Source organism: Streptomyces hiroshimensis (assembly GCF_014650335.1).
GTDB lineage: Bacteria > Actinomycetota > Actinomycetes > Streptomycetales > Streptomycetaceae > Streptomyces > Streptomyces hiroshimensis.
In genome coordinates this window covers 29262-47640 of record NZ_BMUT01000021.1, presented here as the reverse complement: position 1 = coordinate 47640, position 18379 = coordinate 29262, and the positions used below count along the sequence as shown (strand labels likewise).

At 72.0% G+C, this 18379-nt stretch carries 16 protein-coding genes; 12 read left to right on the top strand and 4 right to left on the bottom strand.

Going from position 1 to position 18379, the window contains the following annotated elements; all coding sequences use genetic code 11:
• Positions 1-314: 314 nt before the first annotated feature.
• Positions 315-2060: an AMP-dependent synthetase/ligase gene (locus tag IE241_RS31960; RefSeq protein ID WP_190025363.1), complete on the top strand. Its 1746-nt coding sequence runs from the start codon at positions 315-317 to the stop codon at positions 2058-2060.
• 180 nt (positions 2061-2240) lie between these two features.
• On the opposite strand, the gene IE241_RS31955 is transcribed toward IE241_RS31960, so the two are convergent.
• On the bottom strand, positions 2241-2444 hold the full coding sequence (locus tag IE241_RS31955) for a cold-shock protein (RefSeq protein WP_003984261.1): 204 nt from the start codon (positions 2442-2444) through the stop codon (positions 2241-2243).
• A gap of 292 nt (positions 2445-2736) precedes the next feature.
• On the opposite strand from IE241_RS31955, the gene IE241_RS31950 reads away from it, so the two are divergent.
• On the top strand, positions 2737-3630 hold the full coding sequence (locus IE241_RS31950; RefSeq protein ID WP_190025406.1) for a menaquinone biosynthetic enzyme MqnA/MqnD family protein: 894 nt from the start codon (positions 2737-2739) through the stop codon (positions 3628-3630).
• 48 nt (positions 3631-3678) lie between these two features.
• Here IE241_RS31950 and IE241_RS31945 read toward each other — a convergent pair whose 3' ends face one another.
• Positions 3679-4716 carry an alpha/beta hydrolase gene (locus IE241_RS31945; protein WP_373300814.1) on the bottom strand — a complete coding sequence of 346 codons (1038 nt, stop codon included), beginning with the start codon at positions 4714-4716 and terminating at the stop codon, positions 3679-3681.
• A 240-nt stretch (positions 4717-4956) separates the two neighbouring features.
• On the opposite strand from IE241_RS31945, the gene IE241_RS31940 reads away from it, so the two are divergent.
• From IE241_RS31940 to IE241_RS31915, 6 genes are all read left to right on the top strand, one after another.
• Complete coding sequence (locus tag IE241_RS31940) at positions 4957-6525, top strand: serine/threonine-protein kinase (RefSeq protein ID WP_190025361.1); 1569 nt, start codon at positions 4957-4959, stop codon at positions 6523-6525.
• A gap of 52 nt (positions 6526-6577) precedes the next feature.
• Positions 6578-7789, top strand: coding sequence for a cyclic dehypoxanthinyl futalosine synthase (mqnC, locus tag IE241_RS31935; protein WP_190025405.1), 1212 nt, complete (start codon positions 6578-6580; stop codon positions 7787-7789).
• A 7-nt stretch (positions 7790-7796) separates the two neighbouring features.
• Complete coding sequence (locus tag IE241_RS31930; protein WP_190025360.1) at positions 7797-8453, top strand: amidohydrolase family protein; 657 nt, start codon at positions 7797-7799, stop codon at positions 8451-8453.
• 382 nt (positions 8454-8835) lie between these two features.
• Entirely contained in the window at positions 8836-9534 is a 699-nt protein-coding gene (locus IE241_RS31925; RefSeq protein ID WP_190025359.1) for a demethylmenaquinone methyltransferase, read from the top strand.
• A 502-nt stretch (positions 9535-10036) separates the two neighbouring features.
• Positions 10037-11026: a serine/threonine kinase C-terminal domain-containing protein gene (locus IE241_RS31920; protein WP_190025358.1), complete on the top strand. Its 990-nt coding sequence runs from the start codon at positions 10037-10039 to the stop codon at positions 11024-11026.
• A gap of 93 nt (positions 11027-11119) precedes the next feature.
• The gene (locus tag IE241_RS31915) at positions 11120-12397 is read left to right on the top strand and encodes a geranylgeranyl reductase family protein (protein ID WP_190025357.1); all 1278 of its coding nucleotides are present in this window, start codon (positions 11120-11122) and stop codon (positions 12395-12397) included.
• Between the two features lie 66 nt (positions 12398-12463).
• Here IE241_RS31915 and IE241_RS31910 read toward each other — a convergent pair whose 3' ends face one another.
• Complete coding sequence (locus IE241_RS31910) at positions 12464-13486, bottom strand: winged helix-turn-helix domain-containing protein (protein WP_190025356.1); 1023 nt, start codon at positions 13484-13486, stop codon at positions 12464-12466.
• A 358-nt stretch (positions 13487-13844) separates the two neighbouring features.
• A complete protein-coding gene (locus IE241_RS31905; RefSeq protein WP_190025355.1) occupies positions 13845-14687 on the bottom strand; it encodes a C40 family peptidase in 843 nt (280 codons plus the stop codon).
• Between the two features lie 730 nt (positions 14688-15417).
• On the opposite strand from IE241_RS31905, the gene IE241_RS31900 reads away from it, so the two are divergent.
• From IE241_RS31900 to IE241_RS31885, 4 genes are read left to right on the top strand one after another with little or no spacing between them, the layout of a single operon-like run.
• A complete protein-coding gene (locus IE241_RS31900; RefSeq protein ID WP_058047631.1) occupies positions 15418-15777 on the top strand; it encodes an NADH-quinone oxidoreductase subunit A in 360 nt (119 codons plus the stop codon).
• Positions 15778-15787: 10 nt separating this feature from the next.
• Positions 15788-16342, top strand: a complete 555-nt coding sequence (locus IE241_RS31895; RefSeq protein WP_058047632.1) for a NuoB/complex I 20 kDa subunit family protein — start codon at positions 15788-15790, stop codon at positions 16340-16342.
• A complete protein-coding gene (locus IE241_RS31890) occupies positions 16339-17055 on the top strand; it encodes an NADH-quinone oxidoreductase subunit C (RefSeq protein WP_190025354.1) in 717 nt (238 codons plus the stop codon). Before IE241_RS31895 ends, IE241_RS31890 begins: the two co-directional genes overlap by 4 nt.
• A complete protein-coding gene (locus IE241_RS31885) occupies positions 17055-18377 on the top strand; it encodes an NADH-quinone oxidoreductase subunit D (protein WP_190025353.1) in 1323 nt (440 codons plus the stop codon). The genes IE241_RS31890 and IE241_RS31885 overlap by 1 nt, the downstream gene beginning before the upstream one ends.
• Positions 18378-18379: the final 2 nt, after the last annotated feature.

Genomic DNA, 18379 nt, shown 5'->3' with positions numbered 1-18379 from the left:
CTTAACGTTCGGGAAGGCCCCGGTGCCGGGCGCGGGTGCGCTCACGCGCGGGTGCGCTCGTGCCCGGGTCCGGGCGGGCTCGGCACCGCCGGGCAGCCTTGTGCAGGTTCGGCACCGCCGGACCGCGCCGTCGTGGCTTTTCGCCGTTGCGGCGGAAGGAAGCGACGGCAACCATCTCGAAGGCTCGGGCACCGCCCCTCCGCCGGAGCGGGAGACGATCTCGCCGCAGGCGGGAAACCTCCGCCGCAACGGCGGGAAACCGAGACGGCGCAGTCCGGCGGTGCCGGGCCGGCCTCAGCCACCAGGAGGAACCGATGCCGTGCAAGCGCCCCCCTACGCTCGCCGTTCTCGCCCAGTGGGCCGCAGGCCAGTACGGTCCGCAGCCCGCCCAGCGGTTCCGGCGAGATGGCGGGTGGGCCGAGCTCACCTACGCCGCCCTGTGGGCCTCCGTGCAGGAAACCGGCCGTGGCCTGATCGCCCTCGGGGTGCGCCCCGGGGACCGCGTCGCGATCCTCTCCGAGACCCGCCCCGCATGGACCCGCACCCACTTCGGCGCGCTGGCCGCCGGCGCCGTCGTGGTGCCGGTCTACCCGACGGCGGGCGACGAGGAACTGGCCTGGGTGCTGGCCGACTCGGGGGCCTGCGTGGCCGTGTGCGAGAACGCGGAGCAGGCGGCCCGCGTGACGGCCGTCCGCGGCAAGCTGCCGGAGCTGCGGCACGTGGTGCCGATGGACGATCCGCTGCCGCACGACGAGGTGCCGGTGGAGGAACTCCTCGCCCGGAGCGCGGCCGTCACCCCCGCCGACCTGTGTGCCGTCGTCTACACCTCCGGCACCACGGGCCTGCCCAAGGGCTGTTCCCTCACGCACGGCAACTTCACGGCCGCCGACGCTTCGGCCGATCTGGTCGGCGGCGGGCCCGGTGACGTCACGTATCTCTATCTGCCCCTCGCGCACCTCCTCGCCCAGCTCGTCCAGCTGTCGGTGGTCGTCCGCGGCGGCACCCTGTGCTACTTCGGCGGGCGGATCGAGGACGTCGTCGCCGAGCTGGCCGAGGCGCGGCCCACGCATCTGCCGTCCGTGCCCCGCCTGTTCGAGAAGGTGCATGCGTCGGTGGTGTCGCTGGCCGAGGCCTCGGGGCCGGACGGCCGGGCCCGGCTGGAGGCGGCGGTGCGGACGGGGCTGGAGGCCGCCGGTCTGCGCGCGCGGGGCGAGGAGCCCGGGGGTGAACTGCTCGCGGCCTGGCGGGCGGCGGACGAGAGCCTGTTCGCGCAGGTCCGGGCGGCCTTCGGGGGCCGGCTGAAGCTGGCGATCACCGGCGCCGCCCCGATCGCCCCGCAGACCCTGGACTTCCTGCGCGCCTGCGGCATCGCCCTCTACGAGGGTTACGGGATGACGGAGTCCACCGGCGTGATCACCCTCAACCACCCGGGCGCGGCCCGCCCCGGGACGGTCGGCAGACCGGCGCCCGGCTGCGAGGTGCGCATCGCGCAGGACGGCGAGGTGCTGGCCCGCGGGCCGGGGGTCTTCGCGGGCTACCGCAACGCCCCGGCCGCGACCGCCGGGACGCTGGACGCGGACGGCTGGCTGCACAGCGGGGACTTGGGCGCCCTCGACGCGGACGGCTATCTCACGATCACCGGCCGGAAGAAGGACCTGATCATCACCTCGGGCGGCAAGAACCTCGCGCCGTCGCCGGTCGAGTTCGCCGTGCAGCAGTCCCGTTGGGTCTCGCGCGCGGTGCTGATCGGCGACCGGCGCCCGTATCCGGTGGCGCTGATCACGCTGGACGCGGAGGAGGTCGGGGCCTGGGCGGTGCGCGAAGGAGTGGACCTCGGCGGGCGGCCGGCCCGGCACCCGGCGGTGCGGGCGCTGTGCGCGGAGGCGGTCGAGGCGGCGAACGCGGCGGTGTCCAGGCCGTCCCGGATTCGGGACTTCCGGATTCTGGACGGGGATTTCACGGTGGCGGACGGGACGCTGACGCCGACCCTCAAACTCCGGCGGGCCGTGATCGCCGAACGCTATGCGATCGAAATCAATGCGTTGTACGACAGAAAGTGAAAGAAATCTGTCAACAAGAAGTCGCTAAGGGAGGGTTAACGATCAGCGACGGGTAGGGGAAGCGAGGGGCGAGGGAAAGGCAGGAGCCCTGCCCCTCCGCCGAAGCGGGGGAGCAGGGCTCCTTGGGTACAGCGCGTCGACCGCGATCGGTCGGGCCGTCACACCGGAAGGATCCGAGGATCAGACCGGGGTGACGTTCTCCGCCTGCGGGCCCTTCGGGCCCTGCGTGACGTCAAAGTTGACCTGCTGGTTCTCCTCGAGGGAGCGGAAGCCAGAGGCGTTGATCGCGGAGTAGTGGACGAAGACGTCGGGGCCCCCGCCGTCCTGGGCGATGAAGCCAAAGCCCTTTTCAGCGTTGAACCACTTCACGGTTCCGGTAGCCATAAAGCCCTCCTTGGGCCCAAAGGGTTGCCCTGCTCCAGAACCTGCGAGAAGTCTGAAAACTACAAAAGCCTGCGGGTCACATGCTCCGCAGGCTCTGTACTGCAAGGGAAACCAAACTGCAACTTGCGGCGAGCCTAGCACGCGAGGGTTCTCGCGCGGAAGGAGTTGAAGATCACGCTGTCGGATGGTTTTCCCGGTGTTCCTGACGGAAAAGATCCCCAGTCGGGCACCGCCCGGGAGCACCCCCGCCCCCGCCGTCCCGGCCGTCCGGGGCTAGCCTCCGGATGTGGACATTTCTGCCTCGGCCGTAGAGGCCGTAGAGACCGACCCCGATGCCGGCCCCCTTCAGCGCAGCCGTCCGCGCGTGGGTCACATCCAGTTCCTGAACTGCCTGCCCCTGTACTGGGGCCTCGCGCGCACCGGCACCCTGCTGGACCTGGACCTGACCAAGGACACCCCGGAGAAGCTCAGCCGGCAGCTGATCGAGGGCGAGCTGGACATCGCCCCGGTCACCCTCGTCGAGTTCCTGCGCAACGCCGACGACCTGGTCGCCCTGCGTGACATCGCCGTGGGCTGCGACGGGCCGGTCATGTCCTGCGTGATCGTCTCGCAGGTCCCCCTGGACCGGCTGGACGGCGCCCGCGTCGCGCTGGGGTCCACTTCCCGTACGTCCGTGCGCCTGGCGCAGCTGCTGCTGGCCGAGCAGTACGGCGTACGCCCGGACTACTACACGTGTCCGCCGGACCTGGGCCTGATGATGCGCGAGGCGGATGCCGCCGTGCTGATCGGGGACGCCGCGCTGCGGGCCTCCCTGCACGACGCCCCGCGGCTCGGCCTGGAAGTCCACGACCTCGGGCAGATGTGGAAGGACTGGACGGGCCTGCCGTTCGTCTTCGCGGTGTGGGCCGTGCGCAAGGACTACCTGGCGCGTGAGCCGGAGATCGTCGCCAAGGTCCACGAGGCCTTCCTCGCCTCCCGGGACGTCTCCCTGGAGGAGGTGGCGAAGGTGGCCGAGCAGGCGGCGCGCTGGGAGGCCTTCGACGCCGGGCTGCTGGAGCGCTACTTCACGACGCTGGACTTCCGCTTCGGGCCGGAGCAGCTCGCGGGCGTGACCGAGTTCGCCCGCCGCACGGGCCCGACGACCGGCTTCCCCGCCGACGTGCGGGTGGAACTGCTGGAGCCCTGACCCCCCGGAGGGGATCAGGGCTCCCGGAACAAGCAGTCGGCCTGGAGGCTACGGGGCGACGGGGCCCACCATGTGCTCGCTGATCCACTGCATGCTGCCCATGTCCATGCCCTGGATGTAGGTCACGGCGTTGTGCTTGCCGCCCTCGATCTTCTGCAGGCGCGTGTGGACCGGGCCCTTGTTGCCGTAGGTGGCGATGAACTTGTCCACGTGCGGGATGACGCTGGACTCCTTCGTCCCGTACTGGAACGCGAGGTAGACGTCGGTGCCGGGCTTGTTCTCGGCGATCAGCCGCTTGGCCAGCACCTCGGGGTTGTTCTCGGCCTTCTCCTTCTCGTGGCCGTTCCACAGCCGCGAGTCCGGGACGATGTCCGGGCCGGACGCGATCACGGCCTTGAACTTGTCCGGGTGCTTCAGGACGGCCTTCAGGCCCGAGAAGGCGCCGGAGGAGGAGCCCATGAACGCCCAGCCGTCGCGCGACTTCACCGTGCGGAAGTTGGCCTTGATCAGGTCCGGGACGTCCTCGGTCAGCCAGGTGCCCATCTTCGGCTGGCCCGGGATGTCACTGCCGTCCCAGTAGAGGCCGCCGGTGTCCGGCTGCGGGTTGAGGACCGGCATCGCCAGGATGAACGGCTTGCCCTTGCCCTCGTTGTACCACTTGGTGACGGACGACTCGAGGTGCAGGCCCCCGTCGTCCATCCAGTAGTTGTTCGGGAAGCCGGGGCCGCCCGGGAGCGCGATCAGGACCGGGAAACCGTGGTCCTTGAACTTCGGGTCCTTGTACGCCTTGGGCGCCCAGACCCACACCTTGCCCTTGAAGCCCGACTTCTTGCCGTCCAGGGTGGTCACGGCCACCTGGGTGCCGTCGGAGAGGGTGCTGGTGTTCTTGAACTCGGCCGCCGGGCCCGTCGGCATCAGCACCGGGGAGTCCGGCTTGGCGGCGTTCCCGCCGCCGGCCTGGCCGCCGCCGTTGCCCTGCTGCTCCTGGCCGAAGCTGACCGGCTTGCCCTTGTCCGAGAACGGGCCGATCTTGAAGTAGTTCAGGGCGCCGGCGGCTATGAGGCCCACCACGGCTATGGACGCCACGATGATCGTCCATTTTTTGCCACGGGATCCGCGGCGGTGGCCGCAGGTGGGGCAGGCCCCTGGTTGCTGGTACGTCATCGCGTCGCTCCGGACGTTGCTGCTGCCCCGAAGGACATGACGGTTTGTTCCTTCCAGGTGGATGGGGAAACCGCCCTGGGGGGTTCCTGGGACACCCCGTGAATTGAGTCATAGGCCGAAGACCGGGGCCCCAGGCCCCCGCCGGGGGAGGCGAAAGGCCCGATGGAACCGTTGCTGCCGGAAGATCCGCAGGTCATCGGTGCGTACCGGCTGCTGGGCCGGCTGGGGGCGGGCGGCATGGGCCGGGTCTACCTCGGCCGCAGTGCCGGTGGCCGGACCGTCGCGGTCAAGGCCGTGCATCCCCATTTTGCCCTGGATGAGCAGTTTCGCGCGCGCTTTCGACGCGAGGTCGAGGCGGCGCGCAGTGTGGGCGGGGCGTGGACGGCCCCCGTGCTGGACGCGGACCCCGGGGCCGCGGTGCCCTGGGTCGCCACCGGCTACGTGGCCGGCCCGTCCCTCACCGAGGCCGTCCTGGCCGGCGGCCCCCAGCCGCAGCGGACCGTGCGGGCCCTCGGCGCGGGGCTCGCGGAGGCCCTGGCGGCCGTCCACGCGCTCGGCCTCGTCCACCGCGACGTCAAGCCGTCGAACGTGCTCCTCACCCTCGACGGGCCCCGGCTGATCGACTTCGGCATCGCCCGGGCCACGGACGGGACGGCGTCACTCACCGCGACGGGCGTCTCGGTCGGCTCGCCCGGCTACATGGCCCCGGAGCAGATCCTTGGCCACGGGGTGACGGGGGCGGCGGACGTCTTCTCCCTGGGGGCGGTGCTCGCCTACGCGGCGACGGGCGAGCCGCCCTTCGCGGGCGACGGCGCGGCGGTGCTGCTGTACAAGGTCGTCCACGAGGCGCCGGTCCTCGGCCCGGGCCTGGCCGGGGACCTGCGCTCCCTGGTGGAGGCCTGCCTGGCCAAGGACCCGGCGGGCCGCCCGTCCCCGCAGGAGCTCGCCCGCCGGCTGGCACCGGACGGCGCCGGAGCGCTGGTGGGCGCGGGCTGGCTGCCCGGGCCCGTGGTGGAGCGGGTGAGCCGGCGGGCGGTGGAGCTGCTGGACCTGGAAGGGGGAGAGCCCACGGCCCTGGATGCGGGCCGGCGGCCGCCGGGGGATGCGGTGCCGGGTCCGGCGGGTGCGGTGCCGACTCCGGCGGACGCGGCGCCCCTCCTGTGGGGCGCGCCTCCACCGCCTCCCACGGAGGCCGCGGAGGACTCCCGGAAAGCCGGTGGAGGGCGGCGCAGAACGAGGGCCGTGCTCGCCGCGGTCGGCGGGCTCCTGGCCGCGGCGGCCGTCGCCGTGGTCATCGGCCTCGGCCTCCTGCAGGGCGGGGACGGGGACAAGGGCGAGGCCCGCGGCACCACCGGCACCGGAGGCGGCCCGGCGAAGTCCGTACCCCGGCCGTTCCTCGGCACCTGGGCCGGTCAGGTCGTCCAGAGCGACGGCACCCCCAACGGCACCATGACCGCCGTCATCGCCGACGGCGCCCCCGGCACGTACGTCGTCCGCACCACCTACTCCGCGCTCAACGTCCTGGAGTGCCACAGCAAGGGCAAGCTGCTCACCGCCGTCCCCACCCGGCTCACCCTGGAGGAGGCCACCGACGGCACGCCGTCGCTCGGGTGCACGGGCGAGACCGCGCGGATCACCTTCTCCCTGGCCGCCGACGGCAAGCTCATGTACACGTCCGAGGACACCAGGGGCGGCAGTCCCCACGCGACCCTCACCCGCCGGGACGGATAAGGGCTGGCGTAGGCTGACGGTCGTGTCAAACCCCCTCCGAAGGGACGCCCCGGTGAGCGAGAAGGCCGACCTCACGACCATTGATGTCACAGCCGTCCTCGACCGCGCCGCCGCCGGTGGCCGCATCACTCCCGAGGAGGCCCTGGAGCTCTACCGCTCCGCACCGCTGCACGCCCTCGGCGCGGCGGCCGACGCGGCGCGCCGCAAGCGCTACGCGGGTACCGAGCACATCGCGACGTACATCATCGAGCGCAACATCAACTACACGAACTCGTGTGTCACGGCGTGCAAGTTCTGCGCCTTCTACGCCCCGCCGAAGAGCGACAAGGTCTGGACGCGCCCCCTCGACGACATCCTGCGCCGCTGCGCGGAGACCGTGGAGCTCGGCGGCACGCAGATCATGTTCCAGGGCGGCCACCACCCGGACTACGGCGTGGAGTACTACGAGGAGCACTTCGCGGCCATCAAGAAGGAGTTCCCGCAGCTGGTGATCCACTCCCTCGGCGCGTCCGAGGTGGAGCACATGGCGCGGATCTCCGGGGTGAGCGCGGAGGAGGCCATCCGCCGCATCCACGCCGCGGGCCTGGACTCCTTCGCGGGCGCCGGCGCCGAACTCCTGCCCGCGCGGCCCCGCAAGGCCATCGCGCCGCTGAAGGAGTCCGGCGAGCGCTGGCTGGAGATCATGGAGCTCGCCCACACCCTGGGCGTCGAGTCGACCTCCACCATGCTGATGGGCACCGGCGAGACCAACGCCGAGCGGATCGAGCACATCCGGATGATCCGTGACGTGCAGGACCGCACGGGCGGCTTCCGCGCCTTCATCCCGTACACCTACCAGCCGCAGAACAACGTGCTGAAGGGCCGTACGCAGGCGACCGTCTTCGAGTACCTGCGGATGATCGCCGTCGCGCGGCTGTTCCTGGACAACGTCGCCCACATCCAGGGCTCCTGGCTGACCGTCGGCAAGGAGGCGGGCCAGCTCTCGCTGCACTACGGCGCGGACGACCTGGGCTCGGTGATGCTGGAGGAGAACGTCGTCTCCTCGGCCGGCGCCAAGCACCGCTCCAACCGCATGGAGCTCATCGACCTCATCCGCAAGGCGGGCCGCGTCCCGGCGCAGCGCGCGACGACGTACGAGCACCTGCTCGTGCACGACGACCCGGCGAACGACCCGGTCGACGACCGCGTCGTCTCGCACCTGTCGTCGACGGCGATCGAGGGCGGTACGGCCCACCCCGAGCTGAAGCTCATCGACGCGAGCTGACGCCGCTTTGCTGACCCTGCACACGGCCGGCCTGCTGCTGACGGCTGCCCCGGGCGCGGCTCCCGTGCCCGGCGGCGCCGTGGTGGTGGACGGTGACGCGATCGCGGCGATCGGCCCGTACGAGGATGTGGCCGCGGCCTTTCCGCGGGCGCGCGAGCGGCGCTGGCCGGGGGTGCTGGCGCCGGGGCTGCGGCAGTGGTACGCGAAACGGCTCCTGGAGCGCTGCTACCACCCCGATCCGCGGGAGTACGACGAGCTGGGCGACCGGCCGCTGACCGGCGAGCGCCTGGCGGCCCTGGAGATGAGCGAGACCCGGTGGGCGGGCAGTGTCCGCCGGGGGATCCAGCAGATGCTGCGGCACGGCACCACGGCCGTGGCCGGCAGCTGTTTCGACGATCCCGCGACGAGCACCGCCCTCGCCCGCTCGGGGCTGAGGTTCGTCTCGGCGGCGTGGACGCCGGGGGTCCCGGTGGACGAGCCCGGTCTCGACCCCTTGCGGGGCGTCTCCGATCCGGCGGTCGCCTTCGCGGAGCCGCTGGCGGTCGGCGGGCGCGCCGACTTCGCCGTCTTCGACGTGCCGGACGAAGCCGCCCTGCTGGAGGCGGGCGCGGGGACGTGCGTGGCGACGGTGCTCGCGGGGCGGCTGGTGTACCGGCGGCGTTGAGCGCAGGCGCCGCGCGCAGGCGTCAACGGGCCGTATGGAGAACGTTTACGCACGTCAGGGGCCCGTCAAGACGGAAGATCCCGGTCCGTTCCGCGGGGCAGGATGGGCAGCGCGGGGACGGCCGCTACGGGCGTCCCGCGGTGCCACTGTGGAGGGCCCTGGCAACGGTTTCGGTACGCCGGGCCGCAAGGGCGCGCAACGCCGGGCGGGGGGTCCGGCGGTCCCGGGGAGCGGGGGCTCCCGGGACGAGCGCAGTCGGCACCGCAGGACGGCCGGTCCTTCCCGGGCGCGCCGTCCCCGTCCAGTCCTTCCCGTCTCCCGTCCGGGCCTCCCCGTCCAACCCTCTGCGTCCTCTCCCGCCCCGGGGGTGAACAATGGGGGCGTGACCCGAGCATCCCTGGACAAGCAGCCGCACGAAGTCGCCGCGATGTTCGACGACGTGGCGGCCAAATACGACCTCACCAACGACGTGCTCTCGCTCGGCCAGGCCCGTCTGTGGCGCAAGGCCGTCGCCCGGGCCGTTGACGCCCGCCCGGGGGAGAAGGTGCTGGACCTCGCGGCCGGGACGGGCACCTCGTCGCTGCCGTTCACCATGGCCGGTGCGTACGTCGTGCCGTGCGACTTCTCGGTCGGCATGCTGCGCGAGGGCAAGAAGCGCAACCCGTGGATGCCGCTGACCGCGGGCGACGCCACCCGGCTGCCGTTCGCGGACGGGGTGTTCGACGCCGTCACGATCTCCTTCGGGCTGCGCAACGTGCAGGACACCGTCGCCGCGCTGCGCGAGATGCTGCGGGTGACCCGGCCCGGCGGCCGCGTGGTGATCTGCGAGTTCTCCACGCCCACGTGGGCGCCCTTCCGCACGGTCTACAGCGAGTACCTGATGCGGGCCCTGCCGCCGGTCGCGCGGGCCGTCAGCAGCAGCCCCGACGCGTACGTCTACCTCGCCGAGTCGATCCGCGCCTGGCCGGACCAGCCGGAGCTCGCCGCGCTGCTGCAGGAGGCGGGCTGGTCGAAGGTCGCGTGGCGCAACCTCACGGGCGGCGTCGTCGCCCTGCACCGGGGGACCAAGCTGCCGGAGTGATCCGGGTCCGGTGTCCGGGGCCGCGGGCGCCGCGGCGGGCGGCCCGAACGCCGGCCGCTGATGGGTTGTCATGGGCAGGGCGTCCGCAGTCGATACGATCAAGCTGCCCCCGCCCTCCGAATGACCCGCCCGAGCTCCGGAGCGCTCCATGACCTTGCCCTGCTGCCCCGATTGCGGTTCCCCGTTCCCCGCGGAAGCGCGCTTCTGCATGAAGTGCGGGCGGGCACGGCCCCAGGAGACGGAACCGGCCGCGGCGCCGGGCGCGGCGGGGACCCCGCCGATACCGGACAAGCCGGCCACCCCGCCGGCTCCGGGCACGGCCGCGGGCGCCGCTGCCCCGCCGCCCGCGCCCCAGGCGGCCCCGGCGTCCCCGGCCGCCGCGCCCCCGGCTCCGGCTCCGGCTCCCGCGCCCCCGGCTCCGGCTCCCGCGGCCCCGGTTCCGGCCCCCGTGGCCCCTGCTCCGGCAGCGCCTGCCCCGCCGCCCGCGGCTCCCGCGGCCCCCGTGGCCCCGCCCGCGCCCCAGGCGAGCCCCGTCCTCCCGCCTCCCCCCGCGTCCTGGACCGCGGCCACCGCCGCCACCGCCGCCATTCCGGCCGCGCCCCCGGCCCCGCCCGGGCCGAAGGCCGGTGCCGCGCCGGGCCGTACCGCCCCGCCCGCGCCGGAGGCGACCCCGCTCGCGGTCATCGGCCCCACCCCCGAGTTCTTCGTGCTCCCCAAGGCCCGCCGCAGGCTCAACCTCGGCTGGGTGGCGGCCGCCGTGGCGGTCGTGGTGATCGGCGGGGCTGTGGGCGGTGGGATTCTGCTCACGCAGGGCAAGGACCGCGGCAAGCAGGACACCGCCCGTGTCGAGGACGCCGAGCCCGTCGGGCCGACGCCGACGAAGGCGGCGCCCAGCGCCTCGTCCTCCCCGTCGCCGTCCGCCTCGGCCTCCGCGTCCCCGTCGGCCTCCGCGTCGCCGTCCCCGTCCGCCTCCGAGTCCGCCTCGGCCTCGCCGTCGCCGTCCGCGTCGTCGTCGGCGCCCGAGGCGGCCGGCGGCCCCGCGCCCGCGGGCTACGAGAACGTGTCCGCCCCGGAGGGGTTCTCCCTCGCGGTGCCCAAGGGGTGGCGCCGGGAGGACAAGGGGAGCGGCCAGATCGACTACGCGGGCGGCTCGGGCCCCGAGCACCTGCGGATCGGCATCGTGCACGACACCAAGCAGGCGCCGTACGACCACTTCACGGAGCTGGAGAAGGGCGGGGCGGGACAGAACGGCTACCGGCGGGTCTCGTTGACGCGGAACACCTTCCAGGGCCGGCCGGGCGCGCTGTGGGAGTGGACCTGGACCGAGAAGTCCACCGGCCGCACCATGCGCGCCTACAACCAGGCGTACGTGGACGCTTCGGGCACCGAGTACGCCATCATGTTCGCCGGCCGGGACGAAGGGGACTCCACCCGGAAGCCCTTCGACGCCGCGCTCGGCTCCTGGAAGGCGGGCTCGCGGGCTTCCGGCTGACGCTCCGCCGGGCGCGGGTGGCCCCCGCCCGGCCGCAGGCGGGCGGCTCATAGACTCGGGTGACCAGTCCTCAGCCGAACGGGAGAGCCGACCGTGACCGATACCGAACACTCCGCGGATGTGATCGTCGTCGGGGCCGGCCCGGCCGGGTCGACCACCGCCTACTACCTCGCCAAGGCCGGACTGGACGTCCTCCTCCTGGAGAAGACGGCGTTCCCGCGCGAGAAGGTGTGCGGCGACGGCCTCACGCCCCGCGCCACCAAGCAGCTCGTGGCGATGGGCATCGACATCTCCGAGGAGGCGGGCTGGCTGCGCAACAAGGGCCTGCGCATCATCGGCGGCGGCGTCCGGCTGCAGCTCGACTGGCCGGATCTCGCCTCCTTCCCGGACTACGGACTGGTCCGCAAGCGCGACGACTTCGACGAGCAGCTGGCCCGTAACGCGGTCAAGGCCGGCGCCCGGATGTACGAGCGCTGCAACGTCGGCGCGCCCGTCATCGACGACCGCACGGGCCGGATCGTGGGCGTCGAGGCGAAGCTCGGCGAGGAGAAGACCCCGGTCACCTTCCGCGCCCCGCTCGTCGTCGCCGCCGACGGCAACTCCTCCCGGCTGTCGCTGGGCATGGGCCTGCACCGCCGCGAGGACCGCCCCATGGGCGTGGCCGTGCGCACGTACTTCACCTCCCCGCGCCACGACGACGACTACCTGGAGTCCTGGCTGGAGCTGTGGGACCGGCGCGGCCCGAAGGACCGGCTGCTGCCCGGCTACGGCTGGATCTTCGGCATGGGCGACGGCACGAGCAACGTCGGTCTCGGCGTGCTCAACACCTCCGAGTCCTTCAAGGAGCTGGACTGGCGCGAGGTCCTCAAGGCCTGGTGCGCCTCGATGCCCGAGGACTGGGGCTACACCCCGGAGAACATGACCGGCCCGATCCGCGGCGCCGCCCTGCCCATGGCCTTCAACCGCCAGCCGCACTACACGCGCGGCCTGCTGCTGGTCGGCGACGCGGGCGGGCTCGTGAACCCGTTCAACGGCGAGGGCATCGCGTACGCCATGGAGTCCGGGCAGATCGCCGCGGACGTCATCGTCCAGGCCCACGCGCGCGCTTCGTACGCCCAGCGCGAGCTGGCCCTGCAGCGCTACCCGAAGGTCCTCAAGGACACCTACGGCGGCTACTACACGCTCGGCCGGGCCTTCGTGAAGCTCATCGGCAACCCGAAGGTGATGAAGATCGGCGCCCAGCACGGCCTGACGCACCCGCTGCTGATGAAGTTCACGCTGAAGATGCTGGCGAACCTGACGGACCCGCAGGGCGGGGACGCGATGGACCGCATCATCAACGGGCTGAGCCGGGTGGCGCCGAAGGCGTGACGCCCGGGCCGCCGCCCGGGCTTCCCCCCTTCGGGTGGAGTCCGGGCGCCCCGGCCGGCCCGCCGGTCACACCACCCCGTTGAGCAGCGCCTGCCCCAGCGGGGTGAGCGTGTGGTGGACGGACGGACCCGTGCGGGTGGTGGTGAGGAGCCCCGCCTCCCGCAGTACGGTCGCGTGCTCGCTCGCCGAGGCCGGGGAGATGCCGGTGCGGCGGGCGAGCTGTGCCGTGCTGCCGCCCTCGGCCGCGGCGTCCAGCACCCGGGCGCGGGTGCGCCCGAGCAGCGCCGTCAGCCGCCCGAGCCCGCCCGGGGCGGCGGGGCGGGAGAGCACCGCCTGGTAGGCCGACAGGTCGAGGGCGACGGGGTAGCACAGGTCGATCGGCGCCTCGTCGTCCGCGCTGTGGGCGCGCGCCGTGGGGTGCGGCCAGAAGAACGAGGGCGTGAGCGTCAGGCCGCGGCCCGCCAGGTGCACGTCGTGGAAGTCCCGGTGGAAGCCCTCGTTGTGCATGCAGGGCACGTGCAGGACGGGCGGCTCCCAGCGCACCGTGGGGTGCAGGGTGGCCAGCAGGTGCTCGACGCCCTGCTCGGCGGCGGTGCGGATGCGGCGCGTGCGGTCGGTCTGCACGCAGGCGGTGACCTGCGACCAGTAGGGAGCGAGGGCCGTCTCCCAGTACGAGCGGAAGGCCTGGTCGACGGTCCGGGCGGCCGGGCGGTCGGCGGTGTGCAGGTCGCCGAACCACTGCGGCACCGGGCGGTGGTCCAGCGCGCATTCCAGCTCGGCCGTCCAGACCTTCCGCGGCAGGGACCACACGGACTCCAGGCTCTCGGCCAGCGAGCCGGCCCCGTCCTCGGCGTGCAGGAACGCCTCGGGGAGGTACTCGCCCATGTTCGCCGGGGCCAGCTCCAGCAGGGGCCGCATGACCGGGCTCAGGCCGCGCTGGGTGCGGTGCCGCCAGCCGTCCAGGGCGATCCCGCCCATCCACCGGTTCTGCAGCACGGGCAGGCTCAGCGCCGTCTCCGCCAGCGGGTCGGGGCCCGGCGCGAGGCGCACCCTGCCGAGATCTTCGGGGCCGAAGTGGATGCGTAGCACGGTGACCGAAGGTAGCGCCCCGGAGGTATCGGCCAGCTGTCCGGATCTGGACAACTTTGCGCGGAGCCCGGATTCGGTCCCCGCCGAAGGGCTTTGTCCCTCCGGTGACGGTGCTTGCAGACTTCACATACCGGGGCGGGCGCTTCTCCAGCGGCTCGGAGCCGCCCGCCCCGGTACCGGGGGAGGCGCGGACGTCCTGGGGGCGACGGGGGTCGCAGGGTGTCCGTGCGGGCAGGCCGCGCAGCGGGCCGTGCGGGGGACACGGCCGGTGGCGGGCATGCCGGAGGGCCGCCGTCCCGAGCGGTGGGACGGCGGCCCTTCGTACGTACGGATTCCGCCGGGCGGCCCGGCGCCGGCGTCAGAGGACGCGGACGGCGCCGGTGGGCGGGGAGTAGCTCATGTCGCGCTCGACGATGCCCGTGCTCGGGTTCTGGGCGCCGATGAACTTGCCACCGCCGATGTAGACGGCCACGTGGTACGCGCTGCCCGCGGGGCCCCAGTAGAGGATGTCGCCGACCTGCAGGTTCGAGGTCGACACCTGGGTGCCGGCCGTCGACTGGTCCTGCGAGACGCGCGGCAGGTCGATGCCGATCTGGCTGTAGGCGGCCATGACCAGGCCGGAGCAGTCGTAGGAGGACGGGCCGGTGGAGCCCATCACGTACGCCTTGCCGACCTGGGCCCGGAGGAAGGAGACCAGGGTGGCGGTGCTGCCCGTGGCGCTGCCCTTGGAGGAGGACGAGGCGGCGGTGGCGGCGTCCTCGGAGGTCTGGGCGGCGGACTTGCTGCTCAGGCTCTGGCGCTCGGTGGCGCGGGAGGCGCGGGCCTCCTCCTTCTCGCGCTTCTCCTTGGCCGCGGCGGCCTTGCGCTCGGCCTCCGCCTTGCGCTCGGCCTCGTCGGCGGCCTTCTTGGCGGCGGCCTCGACCTTGCTGGTCGCCTCGTCCTGCTGCGCGCGGTCCTGGAAGTCGAAGGACGTCTGCTGGGTGGCCGCCGCGCTCTGCGCGATGGACGTGGCCAGGGCCGCGTTGAGCGCGGGCATCTCGACGGTCGACTCGACGGGCTTCTCGGCGGCGGTGGCGGAACCGGCGCCGGCCACGGCCAGGGTGCTGAGGACGCCACCGGCAACACCAGTGCGGACGACCCACGACTGGGTGGCCGTACGACGGGGCTTCCGGTGGCTGGTTATGTGCGCGTTGGGGGACATGGGACAACGGACTATCAGGCCGCGCAGGTTGAGTTCAATAAAGGTGACGTGCGTCACAATTGACGTGCACGCGCCCAGAATTTGGGCATTTGATCACGGGAACATCACGGCGGCCGATCACCCGGGAACCCCTACCAGCCGCCTCAGCATGGGGTTTTGGCCATCGGTCATGATCGGCGATGGTCATATCACCATCACGGCTCGCGTGTCGAGGCTACCCGGGAAAACCGGCCCTAGACCCGTCCGGCGCGTGGCGCAGCTCACGTCCCGCCCGCCCCGTACGGGCTCTCGTGAACGGAAGCACCGGACGCCGCGCGCCGCGGCCTCCGGGGCGATGCCGGGTCAGTGAACGGCGCTGCTATATCAGTTGAAGGCCCTGGCTGCCAATTTGCGTGCATGAGTCATCTCTTGATAGTGCGACACCCCTCCGACCAGGCCGTGAGCGTCCGATTGTCACCTCTGGTGATCACTCGGCCGCTTCGTGTATGAAGATCGCCGCTCATCCGACTTGATGATCGTTCGTCAGGTGGTGGAGATCACAAACGCGGGTCTGTACCCCGTGTCGCAGATCACAGACCGGCGGGCATAGGATGCAATCGACCCGGGCTTGTGAACTGCCTCACATATCGGTGATCTTCGCGGTGATCTCCGGTGGTCCTCACCGTGGGCGGTGCGCCCGTCCGGGTCCGGTAAGCCGGCAGTCAGCGTCGACTGGAAGGAGCGAGGAGCGGTGAACGCCTACGCGCCCATCCTCGTACTGGGAGCCCTCGGGGCAGGCTTCGCGATCTTCTCCGTGGTCATGGCCTCGCTCATCGGGCCCAAGAGGTACAACCGCGCCAAGCTCGAGGCCTACGAGTGCGGTATCGAGCCCACCCCGCAGCCCGCGGGCGGCGGGCGCTTCCCCATTAAGTACTACCTGACGGCGATGCTCTTCATCGTCTTCGACATCGAGATCGTCTTCCTCTACCCCTGGGCCGTCACCTTCGACGCCCTGGGTCTGTTCGGGCTCGTGGAGATGCTGCTCTTCGTGCTCACCGTCTTCGTCGCCTACGCCTACGTCTGGCGCCGCGGCGGCCTGGAATGGGACTAGGGGGCACCACATGGGACTCGAGGAGAAGCTGCCCAGCGGCTTCGCGCTGACCACCGTCGAGCAGGCCGCCGGCTGGGTCCGCAAGTCGTCCGTCTTCCCGGCGACCTTCGGCCTGGCCTGCTGCGCCATCGAGATGATGACCACCGGTGCCGGCCGCTACGACCTGGCCCGCTTCGGCATGGAGGTCTTCCGCGGCTCGCCCCGCCAGGCCGATCTGATGATCGTCGCCGGCCGGGTCAGCCAGAAGATGGCCCCCGTCCTGCGCCAGGTCTACGACCAGATGCCCAACCCCAAGTGGGTGATCTCCATGGGCGTCTGCGCCTCCAGCGGCGGCATGTTCAACAACTACGCGATCGTCCAGGGCGTCGACCACATCGTGCCGGTCGACATCTATCTCCCCGGCTGCCCGCCGCGGCCCGAGATGCTCATGGACGCGATCTTGAAGCTGCACCGGAAGATCCAGGGCGAGAAGCTCGGGGTGCACCGCGAGGAGGCCGCCCGCGAGGCGGAGGAGGCGGCCCTCAAAGCCCTGCCGTTGATCGAGATGAAGGGGCTGCTGCGGTGAGCGAGCAGGAAGGGATCCCTCCCGAGCAGGTGCCCGCCCAGCGGGATGACTCCGGCGAGACCATCCGCGTCCAGCGCGGCATGTTCGGCGCCCGCAACGGCGGCGACACCACCGGCTACGGCGGCCTGGTGCGCACCGTACGGCTGCCGGGGGAGGCCACGCGCCCCTACGGCGGATACTTCGACGAGGTGGCGGACGAGTTCGCGGGCGCCCTGGAGGAACAGGGCCTCCTCCCGGAGAACGTGATCGAGAAGACCGTCGTCGACCGCGGCGAGCTCACGTTCCACATCGCCCGCGAGCACCTGCCCCGCGCCGCCCGCACCCTCCGCGACGACCCCGCGCTCCGCTTCGAGCTGTGCACGGGCGTGAGCGGAGTGCACTTCCCAGGGGACAAGGGCCGCGAGCTGCAGGCCGTCTACCACCTGCGCTCGATCACCCACAACCGGCTGATCCGGCTGGAGGTGAGCGCCCCCGACGCCGACCCGCACATCCCGTCGATCGTCGGCGTCTACCCCACCAACGACTGGCACGAGCGCGAGACGTACGACTTCTTCGGCATCGTCTTCGACGGCCACCCGGCGCTCACGCGGATCATGATGCCGGACGACTGGCAGGGCTTCCCGCAGCGCAAGGACTACCCCCTCGGCGGCATCCCCGTCGAGTACAAGGGCGCCCGCATCCCGGCTCCGGACGAGCGGAGGTCGTACAGCTGATGAGCGCATCACAAGCAAGCCCGCGCGAGACGACGGAAGGCACCGTCTATACGGTCACCGGCGGCGACTGGGACGAACTCGCGGCCACCGCCAAGCAGGCCGACGACGAGCGCATCATCGTCAACATGGGTCCGCAGCACCCCTCCACCCACGGAGTGCTCCGGCTGATCCTGGAGATCGACGGCGAGACCGTCACCGAGGCCCGCTGCGGCATCGGCTATCTGCACACCGGCATCGAGAAGAACCTCGAATACCGGACGTGGACGCAGGGCACCACCTTCGTCACGCGCATGGATTACCTGACGCCGTTCTTCAACGAGACGGCGTACTGCCTCGGCGTGGAGAAGCTGCTGGGCATCGAGGAGCAGATCCCCGACCGCGCCACGGTCATCCGCGTGCTCCTGATGGAGCTGAACCGAATCTCCTCCCACCTGGTGTGCATCGCCACCGGCGGCATGGAGCTCGGCGCCACCACGATCATGATCTACGGCTTCCGGGACCGCGAGCTCGTCCTCGACATCTACGAGCTGATCACCGGCCTGCGCATGAACCACGCCTACGTCCGCCCCGGCGGCCTCGCGCAGGACCTGCCGCCCGGCGCCGTGGACCAGGTGCGCGAGTTCGTGAAGAAGATGCGCAAGAACCTGCCGGAGTACGACAAGCTCGCCACCGGCAACCCCATCTTCAAGGGCCGCCTGCAGGGCGTCGGCCACCTCGACCTCGCCGGCTGCATGGCTCTCGGCGCCACCGGCCCCATCCTGCGCGCCACCGGCCTGCCGCACGACCTGCGCAAGTCCCAGCCCTACTGCGGCTACGACACCTACGACTTCGAGGTGCCGACCGCCGACACCTGCGACTCCTACGGGCGCTTCCTGATCCGCCTGGAGGAGATGCACCAGTCCCTGCGGATCATCGAGCAGTGCCTGGACCGGCTGGCCCCCGGCCCGGTCATGGTCGCGGACAAGAAGATCGCCTGGCCCGCCCAGCTGGCCCTGGGCCCCGACGGCCTCGGCAACTCCCTCGACCACATCAAGAAGATCATGGGCACCTCCATGGAGGCCCTGATCCACCACTTCAAGCTGGTCACGGAGGGCTTCCGGGTCCCGCCCGGCCAGGTCTACGCCGCGGTCGAGTCGCCCAAGGGCGAGCTGGGCGTCCACGTCGTCAGCGACGGCGGCACGCGCCCGTACCGCGTGCACTTCCGCGACCCCTCCTTCACCAACCTGCAGTCCATGGCGGCGATGTGCGAGGGCGGCCAGGTGGCCGACGTGATCGTCGCGGTGGCGTCCATCGATCCCGTGATGGGAGGCGTCGACCGGTGACT

Bases quoted from the DNA above. Each gene is read 5' to 3' on its own strand.
- IE241_RS31960 (WP_190025363.1), top strand. From the start codon at position 315: ATGCCGTGCAAGCGCCCCCCTACGCTCGCCGTTCTCGCCCAGTGGGCC.
- IE241_RS31955 (WP_003984261.1), bottom strand. From the start codon at position 2,444: ATGGCTACCGGAACCGTGAAGTGGTTCAACGCTGAAAAGGGCTTTGGC.
- IE241_RS31940 (WP_190025361.1), top strand. From the start codon at position 4,957: ATGGAACCGTTGCTGCCGGAAGATCCGCAGGTCATCGGTGCGTACCGG.
- IE241_RS31905 (WP_190025355.1), bottom strand. From the start codon at position 14,687: ATGTCCCCCAACGCGCACATAACCAGCCACCGGAAGCCCCGTCGTACG.
- IE241_RS31895 (WP_058047632.1), top strand. From the start codon at position 15,788: ATGGGACTCGAGGAGAAGCTGCCCAGCGGCTTCGCGCTGACCACCGTC.
- IE241_RS31885 (WP_190025353.1), top strand. From the start codon at position 17,055: ATGAGCGCATCACAAGCAAGCCCGCGCGAGACGACGGAAGGCACCGTC.